This window comes from Salipiger mangrovisoli (assembly GCF_015223355.1).
Classification (GTDB): domain Bacteria; phylum Pseudomonadota; class Alphaproteobacteria; order Rhodobacterales; family Rhodobacteraceae; genus Salipiger; species Salipiger mangrovisoli.
In genome coordinates, this window is record NZ_JADFFK010000025.1 from 67,965 (window position 1) to 81,823 (window position 13,859).

8 protein-coding genes and 1 pseudogene are annotated in these 13,859 nt (G+C 61.5%); 5 read left to right on the top strand and 4 right to left on the bottom strand.

What is annotated here, in order from left to right; genetic code table 11:
* Positions 1-12: 12 nt before the first annotated feature.
* Together IQ782_RS24755 and IQ782_RS24760 are read right to left on the bottom strand one after the other, a co-directional pair.
* Positions 13-1,218: pseudogene (locus IQ782_RS24755) on the bottom strand (IS3 family transposase).
* 612 nt (positions 1,219-1,830) lie between these two features.
* Entirely contained in the window at positions 1,831-2,358 is a 528-nt protein-coding gene (locus tag IQ782_RS24760) for a hypothetical protein (RefSeq protein WP_240989556.1), read from the bottom strand.
* A gap of 58 nt (positions 2,359-2,416) precedes the next feature.
* Here IQ782_RS24760 and IQ782_RS24765 point away from each other — a divergent pair, with 58 nt between their 5' ends.
* Positions 2,417-3,613 (top strand): IS256 family transposase, encoded by a 1,197-nt coding sequence (locus IQ782_RS24765; protein WP_194137347.1) that lies wholly within the window; start codon positions 2,417-2,419, stop codon positions 3,611-3,613.
* 517 nt (positions 3,614-4,130) lie between these two features.
* Here the strand turns inward: IQ782_RS24765 and IQ782_RS24770 are convergent.
* Together IQ782_RS24770 and IQ782_RS24775 are read right to left on the bottom strand one after the other, a co-directional pair.
* Complete coding sequence (locus IQ782_RS24770; protein ID WP_240989557.1) at positions 4,131-4,490, bottom strand: hypothetical protein; 360 nt, start codon at positions 4,488-4,490, stop codon at positions 4,131-4,133.
* Positions 4,491-4,802: 312 nt separating this feature from the next.
* Positions 4,803-5,915 carry an IS110 family RNA-guided transposase gene (locus IQ782_RS24775; RefSeq protein WP_194137348.1) on the bottom strand — a complete coding sequence of 371 codons (1,113 nt, stop codon included), beginning with the start codon at positions 5,913-5,915 and terminating at the stop codon, positions 4,803-4,805.
* Between the two features lie 753 nt (positions 5,916-6,668).
* On the opposite strand from IQ782_RS24775, the gene IQ782_RS24780 reads away from it, so the two are divergent.
* The 4 genes from IQ782_RS24780 to IQ782_RS24795 all read left to right on the top strand — a co-directional run bounded on the left by IQ782_RS24780 (position 6,669) and on the right by IQ782_RS24795 (position 12,117).
* Positions 6,669-7,766, top strand: a complete 1,098-nt coding sequence (locus IQ782_RS24780) for an AAA family ATPase (protein WP_194137349.1) — start codon at positions 6,669-6,671, stop codon at positions 7,764-7,766.
* A 312-nt stretch (positions 7,767-8,078) separates the two neighbouring features.
* Positions 8,079-8,831, top strand: a complete 753-nt coding sequence (locus IQ782_RS24785) for a hypothetical protein (protein WP_194137350.1) — start codon at positions 8,079-8,081, stop codon at positions 8,829-8,831.
* On the top strand, positions 8,828-11,101 hold the full coding sequence (locus tag IQ782_RS24790; protein ID WP_194137351.1) for a hypothetical protein: 2,274 nt from the start codon (positions 8,828-8,830) through the stop codon (positions 11,099-11,101). Before IQ782_RS24785 ends, IQ782_RS24790 begins: the two co-directional genes overlap by 4 nt.
* Positions 11,102-11,142: 41 nt before the next feature.
* Positions 11,143-12,117 (top strand): AAA family ATPase, encoded by a 975-nt coding sequence (locus IQ782_RS24795; RefSeq protein ID WP_194137352.1) that lies wholly within the window; start codon positions 11,143-11,145, stop codon positions 12,115-12,117.
* Positions 12,118-13,859 lie beyond the last annotated feature (1,742 nt).

Genomic DNA, 13,859 nt, shown 5'->3' on the forward strand with positions numbered 1-13,859 from the left:
CTTGCCTGGTGATCATGCTGCCGCCTGTAGGTCAGGGCCCTGATGGGCCTCGACCGGTGTTCTGCCGCCGAGTGCCGAATGCGGGCGCTCGGTGTTGTAGAAGGTCATCCATTTGCCGATGCCTGCCCGGGCCGCGGACCCGGTTTCGAAGGCGTGGAGGTAGACGCACTCGTATTTCAGGGACCGCCATAGCCTTTCGATCATGACGTTGTCCATCCAGCGTCCTCGGCCGTCCATGGAGACCTTCACCGTCGCGTCCAGCAAGGGCTGCGTGAAGCGCGGGCTGGTGAACTGGCTGCCCTGGACGCCCTTCTAAGAGTCAAGCGGCGACCTGGCTCTGATTGATCTCCCTGTGCCGGCGCATGATGATGCCGAAAGGCATCTTCCAGCGCCTCGATGCAGAACTCGGTGTCCGTCCGGCATGGGCCTCGGACCCATGGCGGCCTCATGCCGAACTGTTTGAGAGCCGCCAGGACAGCACTCGGCGCGTCGCCCAGTCCATGATCGCCACGAGGTAGAGGAAGCCGCGCCGCATGGGAATGTAGGTGATGTCCGCGCACCAGACCTGGTTCGGGCGCTCAATCACCAAATCCCTGAGCAGATAGGGATACTTGCGGTGCTCCGGGTGGGGCACAGTCGTGCGCGGCGGCTGGTAGACAGCGCGCAGGCCCATCCTCGCCATCAGCCGCCGGATGCGCTTGCGCCCGACGCAGTAGCCCTGATTGCGCAGGTGCCTCGCCATCTGGCGGCTGCCGTAGAAAGGCGTCTCCATGAACTGCGCATCGATCAGCTTCATCAACGCCAGGTTCAGCGGTGTCTCGGTCCTGCCCGGGCCATACCACGCCGATCGGCTGATCCCGATCAGCGCGCATTGCCGGGTGATCGACAGCACCGGGTGCCTCGGCTCGATCATCTCTCGCCTCCGGGACACGCTCACCGTCCGGAGGCTTTGACTAAAAAATCCCGCTCCACCACGAGTTGGCCGATCTTGGCGTGCAGCTTCTCGATCTCGCCCTCCTTCTCGGCCGCCTTCGCCTCGGCCTTGCCGGAGAAGATCCCGGACATGCCCTCGAGCGCCTGCCGCTTCCAGGTGTTGATAAGGGTCTGATGCACGCCGTGCTTTGCCACCAGTTCGGCGACCGTCAGCTCACCTCGGATAGCCTCAAGCGCCACCTTCGCCTTGAACTCGGCGCCGTAATTCTTTCGTTTGCCAGCCACGCTGTTCTTCCTCGTCATCGTTGGCGGCAAGCTTAGCAAAGTGTCCGATTTTCGGGGACCACATCAAAGTGCGCCGCTGCATCTCCTCGAGGAGTTGAAGGCGAAGCGGCCGGTCTGTCTGTGCTGCTCGACGCCACTCAGGCTGCAAGGCGAGCAATCGTGAAGGTTCTTCCTACCTGGTCATGCGAGGGACCAATGGCATCGCTGATCAATCATTCATAGGCGGCATGCCGAACGGCCCCGATGGGACCTACAGCCTCTGTCAAGTTTGCAGCAGCGCGGCAATAAAAATTGTTGGGCCGCATGGCTCATGCTCTTGGCGAAGTACGGGCGCCGCTCAGGACACCTGCCGGTCAGTCGGCCTCGCTTTTGCGAAAAGCTAAATCCACTTTTTCGCATTAATATCAGAATCTTAGAATCACTTGCGGTGGTTCGGGCGCTATGGCATGGGCTCGCCGAATAATCGTCCACTCCCGATGGAATGGTGCGTCCCTCCCATGTCAGCCCTCAGCGAGTGCCCGATGAAACCTGTGCTACATACCCTTAGCTGACACCGATTTCTTCCTGGTCGGCCAGCCTCCGGCTCAGAGAGATGTACGACGCACAGCGAACTCAGCCTTCCTTCCCACCCGCCATGTGGTTGTTGCACCCATGGCAACGCTCGACCTCGCCCTCATGTGATGCGCCACAGTTGGAGCAGATGTAGATATCCTTGGTCGCCAATTCCGATCCGTCGCCCTGACGTACCTCGGGCGGCAGTTTGGCTTTCATGACCCGGTAGGCGCGGCCCTCGTGATAGATCAGACTGCGCGGGCCGAATTCGGAAATGGCCAGGAAGCGGGCTCTGGACAAGAATGACCCCGTCTTACCTTCGCCAGGAACAAAAGCGTAGAGTGGCAGGCGCGGGAAGTTGTACCCGGGCAGGAAGCCCTCTGTTGCAAGATACCGATACGAATAGAAATCGGACCCGTTTGAAGCTTTCCCCTGTTCAAGGATGGCGATCTGATCCTGGGCCTGCATTTGCGCAGCCTTGATCTTGCGCCGGTCGGCTCGGCAGTGTCCCGGGTGGTGGTGTAGGAGGCCGCGCGCGGAGCCTCCGGCGTAGCGCAGCGCGCGGCCGGGCGTGACGCTGGCGGTCACCGCCGGTCTTCGGAGAAGGTTCGGGTTGTGAGACCTGGAACCGACAACGGAGATGACGATGACCGCAGAGAGAATGGCTCTGATCGAGCTGGTTGAGAAGCAGGCTGATGGCGACCTCGTGCGCGAGATGCTGGCCTTCGCGGCCGAACGGCTTATGGAGGCCGAGGTTGAAGCGCGGACTGGCGTGACCAAGGGCGCTCGCTCGCCGTTGCGGGAAGTGCAGCGCAACGGATACCGCGACCGAGATTGGGATACGCGGGCCGGGCGGATCGCGCTGGAGATCCCCAAGCTGCGCAAGGGCAGTTACTTCCCCAGCTTCCTGGAGCCGCGCAGGACAGCCGAGAAGGCTCTCGTGGCCGTCATCCAGGAAGCCTACGTCCACGGCGTCTCCACACGGTCGGTCGACGATCTGGTCAAGGCCATGGGCGCGGGCGGCATGTCCAAGAGCCAAGTCAGCCGGCTCTGCACTGAAATCGACGTGCGGGTGAATGCCTTCCTGACGCGGCCGCTCGAGGGCGCATGGCCATACCTCTGGCTCGATGCGACCTACGTGAAAGTGCGAGAAGGCGGACGGATCATCAGCCGGGCCGTGATAATCGCCGTGGCAGTCAACGAAGACGGCAAGCGCGAGGTGCTGGGCGTCGCCACCGGCCCCTCCGAAGCCGAGACCTTCTGGACCGAGTTTCTGCGCAGCCTCGCTGACCGTGGCCTGCGCGGTGTGAAGCTGGTGATCGCCGACGACCACAAGGGCCTGCGGGCAGCCGCGCGCAGGGTCTTCAACGCCACTCACCAGAGATGCCGCATTCACTGGATGAGGAACGCTCTGGCCCACGCCCCGACCAAGCAGCGGGCCGCGGTGGCGGCGATGCTGAAGACGATCTTCGCGCAGGAGACCAAGGCCGAGGCCGAAGCCCAGTGGGAGATCGTGGCCAACGCCCTGCGCGAGAAGCAGCCCAAGCTTGGTGCCCTGATGGACAGTTCCCGCGACGACGTCTTGGCCTACATGTCGTTCCCCCGAGAGCACTGGACCCAGATCGCCTCGACCAACCCACTGGAGCGGGTGAACCGCGAAGTGAAGCGGCGCGCCGACGTCATCGGCATCTTCCCGAACGACGAGGCTATCATCCGCCTGGTTGGCGCGCTGATGCTCGAGACCAACGACGAGTGGGCGGTCGTCCGACGATACATGTCGCTTGAAACGCTCGCCCGCGTCACCGACAATCCAACCATCAGGCTGTCCGCCGTGACCGCCTGAACAAGCCCTGACCTCTCCGAGGGTCGGCGCTCCTACACCACTCCGGGGGACGCTATCGTCGGCTCCCGAGAGCCCCGTAATCTCCGAACGCTTGTTCGCCTCGGCCAATTGCGTCCTGGCAGAGCTATAAAGCTCCCGCCAACGGTCGAAGGCGCGGTCAAACTCCTTTGGGGCATTCATGGCCGTGTGAAGAACGAACTCGTCTGGATCGTCCATCCAGATCGGAGTTTGCCCTCCGTCGGACGCCAGAATCTGCTTCAAGACACGCGCCATCGGCCCCCGTGCCTGCGAAACCAGAGCGGGTTTCGATATGACCGCCAGAACGTCCTCCTTCAGCGGGAATTTATCCCCGTGAAGGTCCAGAATCTCCGGGATGTCGGGAGAAAGCGCCAGTTTCGCTTCAGCCAACCACACCGCATGCAGGTGCGATCGGACCAGCTCTTCATTGGTGATGTCGAGCGCTGGCGGCCTCACGACACCGGCGACCATATCGTTGCGCCGTTCAAAGAAATATTGGTCATGCGGAGACTTCGACCGCAGCACGGTGTTTCAGGTACGCCTCCAGCGGCAGGTCTAGGAGCGACTGACGCGTGGCCCGGACTGCGGACAGCTCCGACTCTTTGCGCCCGGCGGCGATTTCGGCCGCGCGGGTCTCGACCCCATGCAGGAGGGCGATGGCCTGCAGCACGTCGGTGGCAGCGACCTTCTCCAGCACGCCGAACTTCTGTTCGGCCGCCCGCCCAAAAAGCTGAAGCCTCGTCTGGAGCCCCGGCTGGCCGTCGGCGCCGAGCCAGTCGTCCCGCAGGCGATGGCCGCGGGCTGCATACATCGCGGTCACAAGCTCGAATGCGTCGAGCGGCTTGCCGCCGGTGTTCACCTTCTCAAAGACCAGACAGACAGCCTCGTGGGAGGTGTCGGGGCTCTGATGTCTTTTTTCAAGGGGCGAGCCACGCGATTTGAAACGCCTGGGCGTTCGTCGTGGTCTGGACGCCCAAGGGTGGGCACGAGGTCTGAAGACGTCGGTGAACAAGCTCTGATGCGCGGGCTGGATACCGCAGGACCGATTGTGCGTCTCGGGGCTATTCCTGTCTTACGACGGGCGTCAGCGCGAAGCTGGCCACAAAGCGAGTGTCGGATATTCCCCTGCCGTCGACCTCGCGCCCGCCATTGGGCGCGTCGGGGAGCGAGCTCAGCGCGCGGGCATGGTGCGGCGGGCGATGTCCCACATGAACGCCGCCATCTCTCGTGCGATTGCCGCGGTGACGACGGTCGGTTTCTTGCCGCGCTGGATAAGCTTGCGATATCGGGCAGTCAGGCGGGATTGCGCCTTCCACGCAATGTCCTGAACCTCCGGCGACTGCTCTCTGAGGATGTAGAGCTTCCGCTCGCCCGGTCGTGCCTGCAGGCGGTAAGTCCAAGCCCCCTCGATCAGCTTGTGCCGCACGCGGGCGTTGCCCGCCCGGGTGATGCCGCCGCGCCTAGTCGTCTTGCCGGTCGAGTATTCGCTCGGCACGAGCCCGAGATAGGCCATCAGCTTGACAGGTGTCTCGAACCGCCGCACATCACCAATCTCGGCCATGAAGGTGACGGCGCTGATCAGCGCGACGCCCCGCAGCGCCTGAAGCGCGTTCACTGCCGGCGCGAGAGTCCAGTCCGGCACCAGGGCCTCGATGTGCCCGGTCAACCGCTCCAGCCGCTCCGAGGCATTGCGTTCCGCCTGCAACATCTCCTGCAGCGCGATCTGGTGTGCCAGGTGATCGAACGCCAGGGTCTGCAGCCAGCGCCGATAACGCATCGTCCACGGCTTGGAGCGTTGATAGACCCGCCCATGACGGAGAACGAAGGCCGAGACGAGCTGACGCTTGTGGCGCTGATCCTCCGCGGCGCTCTCCCGGGCCCGGACCAGATCGCGCATCGCCTCATGCGTCTCGTCGGGGACCCAGACTGGGGTCAATTCTCCGGCACGCAGAAGGCGCGCAAGTCGCAGGGCATCCAGTCGATCGGTCTTGACCCGCTCTCCGGCCCTGACCGGGATCAGGGACGGCGCGACCACGCAGCACTCGCAGCCGGCCGCGCGTATCTGCCGGTAGAGGCCGTAGCCCGTCGGCCCGGCCTCGTAGCAGGCCGAGATGTCACCTCGCCCGGCAAGCTTCTTCAGCAGCTTGTCGACGCTGGTGGGTGTGTTCTCGAACGTGCCAAGGCTGAGAACCTCGTCACCTCGCTCTCCACCCGCGATCGCGACCGCAAGTTTGTCCTTGGATACATCAATTCCGACGTAGATCGTTCCATGGGCGTTCCGCATGTCTTCCTCCATCGCAAACGGGCGGCACCCGCCGCCCCGCGATCAGGATACAGACTGAACCGGCAGGGCCGGGTCGGTGAAAAAGACATGCGGTCTTACCGATGAGTGCCAATGCGAAAATCCTTGTCTTGCTTCGGCCAGTTCCTGCTGTCGCTCTTGGCCAACCTGGAGAGGCAGAGCCTCGAAAATGCGAAAAAAGGCCGGTAATGTACGTTTTCCCCACAAGGACGTGCGTAGGCTTCGAACTTAAGCCACCCGCCGTCCCGGTGGAAAATCGGATGATTGCGAGGCAAACACCTCGTTTTCTGCATGTTTTTAGGGGCAAGACGAACCGGCGCAGCCGGCTAGAATTGGTTTGTCGCATTTCTCATGATCTCGGCAAGGCGTGGGGGCCGCCCACGGTATCTGATCTGGCAGTTGGTCTCGCTTTTGCGAAAAACCAAATCCGCCTTTTACAAATAATATCAGTGCCTTAGAATCACTTGCGGTGGTTCGGGCGCTATGGCATGGGCTCGCCGAATAATCGTCCACTCCCGCTGGAATGGTGCGTCCCCCCATGTCTGTCCTCTGCGAGTGCCCGATGATACCTGCGCCACATACCCTTAGCTGACACTGAATTCTTCCTGGCCGGCCAGCCTCCGGCTCATAGAGATGTTCGACGCACAGCGAACTCAGTCTTCCTTGCAATCCGAGGCTCTGCCCGCATGTCCGCCATCATGGCGGCTGGCGGAGCCATGACGAAAGACCCCATTCATGCACAAAATCCGCTTCATCCTGAGCAAGCAGCCCGATCCGGCACTCGACGAGGCCGCCATCATTAAGCGTCTCAAGGAATTCTACACCGCCTTGCTGGACAAACGGCAAATTTCCGAAGGCATCCCCCAGGAAGAGCGCGCTGCCCACAATGAAATATGGCGTTACCCGCAGAATGAGCTCCCGAAAGCGCTCGAGATCCGGATCCGGCGATGGGCGCAGAAGATCCACCGCCACCATCTGAAGGAGGTCGAGCCAACGCGCCTGTCGCGAGAAGACCGTGCCATGCTGCAGGGCTGTCGCGATGGCGCCGAAATCTTCGACCTGCGCTCTGCGCATCATATCGACGAGATCGCCGCGGCGCTTCATACGGAGTTCCCATGGGTCGCAGAGGCGACGACACATGTATGGCGCAGCCTCCACCATCATCGCGCAAGTGGCAGGCCCGGTGCTCAATTTGCGCCGATTCTTCTCGATGGCCCGCCTGGCATTGGCAAAAGCGCATGGGCACGTCGTCTTGCGCAGCTGCTGGAAACGCCGGACATGACCCTCGACGCCACAGGCGAGAATGCCAGTTTCGGACTGATAGGAAGCCAACGCGGCTGGGCAAATGCCGGCCCCGGTCGGCTCGTGGGTCTGATGCTGATGCGGCAGGTTGCAAATCCGCTCGTCATTATCGACGAAATTGAAAAATCCGGTACACCCGTGTCCGACAAGGGGCGCGCCTTCAGCCTTCCGAATGCCCTCCTGCCGCTGCTTGAAGACCTGACGGCAAGCCGGTGGACCTGCCCCTATTTCCAGAACCAGTTCGACATGTCGTTCATTAACTGGGTCTTTACCTCGAATAGCTTGCGTAGCCTGCCGGAACCGCTTCTGTCACGGATCCGCGTCGTCTGCGTGCCCTCTCCCACGCAGGGGCAGATCAATGACCTCGTCCTGCGCGAGGCCGCGAAGCGGCAGCTTTCCCCGCTCACCACCGCGGCCATCACGACCGCCCTGGCTGAGGCGTTCGAGGCAGGCCATCAGATCAACATCCGGACCGTCAAGCGGATGCTGGAGCTGGGCTCGGACCAACAGGGCCGGCCGATGCTCCATTGACTGGAGTGTCCCAGATTACACCCTATAAATCAGATGGTTAACTGAGCTTTCCACATTCATGAAGGCTTGGCGACCCGTTTTCAATTGGGATTCTCGCCGACTTCGCGGAAAATGAACGCATGGCCCACCCAAGCACTACCGGGTGGGGCAGGACGGAATTTCGCCCAGGACGGGCGCCAGAAGCAGAGGTACTGCCGCATCATCACACCTGTCACGCTACCGATGGCGGTTGAGCGTGGCAAGAGTGGCATGTCCTCTTGAAAAGAAACAAAAATGCACCCGGCGCAACGTTGTTCCGGGAACGGAGAAGTCATGTCTGCCGATCAGACTATTGATCATGACAGCTGGAACTATTCGCCGGCGAAGCTGCCCAGGCAGTCCAAGATCAAACTCGGGCGGATCCACGGTGTCCTGCCTTTCACCGGCGTTCGCAATCCCGGCTTCCGGAGCTCGAGCTCGCATCGGGTGTGGATGACCTACCGGACCGCGGCCAATGATCACCGGCCTGAGGTCGGCATCGCTGAAAGCGCGGCCGAGGCCGCCGTCGCCCACGAGCTGCTGCTCTCGCCTCTCCTCTATGATCTGCAATTCCAGCCGCTGAAGGTATATCTGCGTCCTGGAGACCGCAAAGGTCCCAGCTATACGCATGACCTGCTTGCCACTTTCGTGGATGGACGGCGCACGCTCATCTTCGTTCGCAACTCCGACAGTCTGCAAAAGCCTCGGACGCGGCGCGAGATCGAAGCGATCCAAGCGGCGACACCCTCGAGCGCTGCAGACAGCATGATCATCGTCGATGCCGGCCGCTACTCACGGCAGCGACGGGAGAACCTGTTCCGGCTGCATGAGGCCATCCAGACACCCGATCCTGAAATCGACGATATCGTGCTCTGGACGGCCTGCAACCATCGTTCACTCTGGCTGATGCGTGATCTTTTTCCGCTGCTCGATTTGCCGCAGAAGACGGTCTTTAAATCCTGCTACCGCCTGATCGCGCGTGGCGCCTTGACCGCAAACCTTGACCATGTGGTCGCGGAATGGTCGCGCATCGAGGTTGCGTCATGACGATCGCGCCTCGCTACAACTTCGAAGCCGGAACCGAAATCGTGGTCCAGGGGCGCGACCTCCTGCTCCGCAAGGTCGGTTCGCAAGGCTATGAGCTGGCGGACCCGATGGGCGACCAGATGAGTATCCTTGGGTTCTCGTCTTTCGTCGAATTGATGAAATCCGGCGCCGTGACTATCGCCCCTTCCCAGTTGTTGCCGGAGGGAAGTGCCAAGCTCAGGCTGGGTGGGCTGAGCGTCGCGGCCCAACTCTCTGATGAGCAACAGACCTATGGCCGCTTCCACTACGCGGTATGCAGGGCGATCGACGAGCTCCATCGGCACCGGACCATTGTCGAGGGCGATGAGGACTTCCGGATTTCCATCGGCGCCTTGAACGACCCCGCGAACAGGAAGTTCTTGCGCACGCTCGTCCAGGCCTTTTTCGGCGAGCGTGTGCATTTGGGTGCAGCCACCTTGAAGGGCGGCCGGCAGAAGAGCTGGTTTCTCTACAAAGGGCGGACGCTGAAGAAATACTACGGGATCTATCAGGGTCTCCAGGACGGTGATGATGTCATCGCTGGGCTGGCAACACTTGACCACCTCAAAGGCAACGAGACACCGCGTCTGCCCTTGCGTCTGAAAGAACTCATGACAGAGGCCTGGGAGGAGATCGGCCTGGATCTCAAGGGACCGTCGGTGGCGAACGTGCATGGCTACCTTGCAGCGCTGATCAACAGGGAAAACCGGCAGCGGGCGTTCAACGACCTCCCCGCGCTCCCGGTCCCATCCCATCAATCCGTTCTTCGTCACCGCAAGGAGCTGCTCACGCCGACCGAATACATGGTCGCGACGAAGGGCGAGCGCCACGCGCGCAACAAGCGAGGCCGCGGCAGTTCTGACGTGCGGGCGCTCATGATCGGCGAATTCTGCGAGATGGACGAATGTCGGGCGTCTCTGATTACCTCGGCCAAGGCCAAAGGCTATTGGCATACGCTGTCTGAAGATATGAAGAAGGCTATGGAATGGGCGGATGACGAGATCCGCAGCCGTCTCAGCATCCTTGTCATGATCGATGTCGCAACACGCATGCCGCTGGCCTGGGTTGTCAGCGCCCAGCCAAAAGCGGAAGCCACGATGCAGCTTCTGCGGATGGCCACGCGCGACAAGACCCGCGAGAGGCGCATCTACGGTTGCGAGGGCGAGGCTATGCCCGCCATGGGCCTCGGCATGGTGCGCAACGATAATGGTACCGGCCTGCGGAACGCCGAGGTCAAGTCCGCACTTATGGGGATTGCATCGGCGAATACAGATGTGCGGGCCTACGCATCAGCTGACAAGCCCTATGTCGAGCGCATGTTCGGCACAACCGAATCCGTCTTGCTGAAACTGCTCCACGGCTACACGGGTCGCAAAGCAGGAGAGCTACCCGGATATGACGCCAAAAAATCAGGCGTCCTTGACATCGATCTCCTCTATGAAATCCTGACCAGGTTTTTCATCGACGAGTACCCGTCCTTGAAACACACGGGCGTCGGGATGGGAGGGCGGCGACCGGCCGAGGTCTATAAAGAACTGAATGAGACCAGGGAGACATTTCGTCTTTTGGATGAAGATCTCCGTCGCGTCCACTTGGGCTGGCCATTCAAGTTGCAGCCCAACGATGAGGGTGTGCGGGTGCTTGAAGGCCTCTTCTATGGGTCAGACGAATTCCAGGCCGCCCGCGAACACCACCAGGGCAAGGTCACCGTTTATATCGATCCGGACGATCTGAGCTTTGCGACCGCAGTGATCCCGCGTGATCCAAAGACATACAAGCTTGCACTACAGACGACCGTCTTCGCCGATCTGACCGCATCCGAGTTCCTGGAGCTGATGACGCACTACCGGCGTGAAAACCCCGAGGTGACAACACTCTACGAAGACCGGATCGCAAAGGTTCGCCTCGAGAGACATGATCAGCTCAAGAAAATCGGCGTCGAACGGCGTTTGCCGAGGAGCTATGTCACTCAGGCCGAAACCTGCAAGAAGGCCAAGAGCCTGTTTGCCTCATCTCGGCTGGTCACCACGCACGTGCCGATCGACACGGTCGCCCCAGGTACTCTGGCCACCGCGATCTCGGGCCCGGGGATCCTGCCACTCGGCGGTGCAAGCCTCATCGATCACGAGCCTGCGGAGCCGACCTCTACGCCCGTAATACCAGCCAGGACATCGAAGCCCAAGGCGGAGAAACCGTCTTCAGAAACTCCTGTCAGGCTCGGCCGCCCCGACCAGAAGGGCGAGCTCTCGTAACTACCGCCATCTCAACGACGTCCAGCAATTCAAGGATACCCATGGGTTTCATCGACCAGAACCGCGTCAACGCATCGGTTGCCCTGCAGCGCGGCCATTATACCTTCCCGCGTGCGGCAAAGCTCCGCGAAGCTTTCGAAAACTGCCTGCACGACTACTATGTCAAGGCCTCCATCGGCGGGCATTTCGAAGCACGCGGCTTGCTGGTGACTGGGGAATCGCGGGTCGGCAAGACCTCGGAGACCGTCCGGCTTGTGGAGAAATTCAACGCAAGCATGACGGAAATGCCCAACGGGAAGGTTGGCAAGATTATCTACTGCAAGCTGGATGGGTCGATCACTTGGAAGGATCTGGGTCACAAGACGCTCGAAGCTCTCGGTTACCCCGCGAACCCCCGGCGCACCCAGGGTGAACTCTGGAACATGGTTCGCCATCAATGCCGCGAACAGGGCGTCATCGGCCTCTACTACGACGAATGCCAACACGCCTTTACGTCGGGCGCAAAGTCCAACGAAAAGCTCCTCGACCGTTTCAAGGCGCTGATGAAGGAACCGGAATGGCCGTTGATGCTCATCCTGTCAGGCGTGCCGATTCTGGCCAAGCATGTGAACTCTGAAGAGCAGATCGCCCATCTCCTCTCCCACATCCATTTCGATGAGATTTACCTGGGCAGGTTCGCTGATCCGACAAGGGATCCGGACATGATCGAACTGAACAAGCTCGTATACACCTATGCCGAACGCGCCGATATCGATGTCGAAGAGCTTGTTGACGTCGATTTTCTGCAGCGCCTCGATTTTGCCTGCGCCTCCAGGTGGGGCCTCGTCATCGAGTTGCTGATCCGCGCCCTCGGCTTGTGCAGACTTCATGGCCAGAAGAGCGCCACGGTCAAAATGTTCTCCGAGGCCTACGCCCAGAACTCCCGACTGCCTCAGGGCCTGTGCCCCTTCACCGCACCAAGCTATCGCGACATGATCGACAGCGACAAACTCATGGAGATGGTGCTGGACGACTAGCGGCAGGCCAATACGGGTATGGACGTTTCAGGGCTCGCAGTGCGGGCCCTTTTTTGGCCGCCGCCCTGCATGCTTATGTGTCAACTGTGCATGCTTATGCCTTGCGGTGAAGAACGCCCCACGGCAAGCATCTGAAATACATATGATATTTTTGCGCAGCACAGCCGCCGAATCAACTGGGTGTGCAAACTTATGGTGCATTGGCATTCAGTCCCGACGCTCCCTGAGCTTGCACGACTTGGCGGCGCCCCCGCCCGCCCAGAAATGCGCGGCTTCTGCGGGCTGCACTCTGAAGATAAAGTACTTTAATTCACTTAGTTATATGAATCCCTCGGCGAGAATCCGGTGCGGCATAGGGCAGGTTTGCTCCGGCGCTCCAAAAGACGCGGCTTGCCGTCGGACCAAGGCAGCAGCGCCGGAACCTCGGTCGGAATAACCCTCATTGACACGGCACGGCACCAAATCCGCCAGATTCGCCATGCGGCGCAGCTCGTTCTGCACCACCACCGATGCCGACCGCGTTGGCGTGCGCCGCGATGCGCTTAGGTGGTCCGCGTGCCCCTCCTGTCGGAGCGCCGCCAGGAGAGGGATGCCTCTCGAGGCACCCTCCGGCTGGACCGTTCAATCGCCCGCCACGCGGAGATATTGCCGCGCCTGAGCAGGTCGCTCGTGGTTCGAAATGCCCGGAGGCCTGGTCCCGATGGGCGCGGCAGCGCCCGAACGCCCGGAAAGGGGCCTTGTCCAACGACACGGCGCATCCGAGTACCCGCCTTGCCCAACCGGGCCTTGTCCCCAGATGTCCGCAACGATGACGCCTTTGGGTGACCGGATTATCGTGATCGCGCACGATCGTGTTCCGCCCGAAGACCCGGCTTGTGCCCGAGGCCATCGCGACAACGGCGGCGCGAACGCCGATCCAAGCGTCGGTGACAAGGCATCCGGCATAGACGCTGCCGATGGTGCTCGGGGGGCGGAAATTCTTGTGGAGCACCGCCATCTTGGCGCAGGTTCCATGCCGCCAGCACGAACCCGGTGAGCGGCTCCTGCATCGGCAGCATCCCTATCTCCAGATGCACCGCCGCCGCCGAGATGGCGTTGCTGTCCGGCATGATCGGGCATTTCACCTGTTAAAGAACGATGTCGCGGCAACGGGCGGCTGAGCCGCGCGGACTCGATTCTTGCGCAGCCCGGCGGCCCCGCGCGACGCGAGGACATGTGCGACGCCGCCGAGACGCCTCAGCTTGATGTTGACCTCCGAGCCACCGAGCGTGCCCTTCGCACGCTCGAGATCGACGCAGGCCGCGACGCCGGCGTCCGTGATCTTCGGCAGAGAGGCGCAGCGCCCAACGGGTGCTGGCGGATCGCTCCGGGAGGTGGTCGCTGTCCATAACCACATGGGCCCCCGCGCATGGAGGCTTACATCCGCAGATCAACGTGGTGATCCGTGCCTTGCGGGATCGGGCCAAAGCGGCCCGAGGCTGGCCCGCGTCGCCTCGCGGGCCATGAACGGCAAGACCATGGCGTCGGAAGGGTCTTTCACCGGCACGAGGCGCGATGAGAGACCGCCGATGCGTAGTCTTTTCTCCTAATGAGATTACGCCTGTTGCGTTCGGCGCAATTTATCGCGTAAACACTCATGACGTGTAATAAACGAAAAAATATGACCGAAGCGGAAAAAGATGGCGCCGTCTCCGACGGTGGCGGCTGGGAAGCGGAGCGCCAGCAGCTGCGCGACGAGCTGG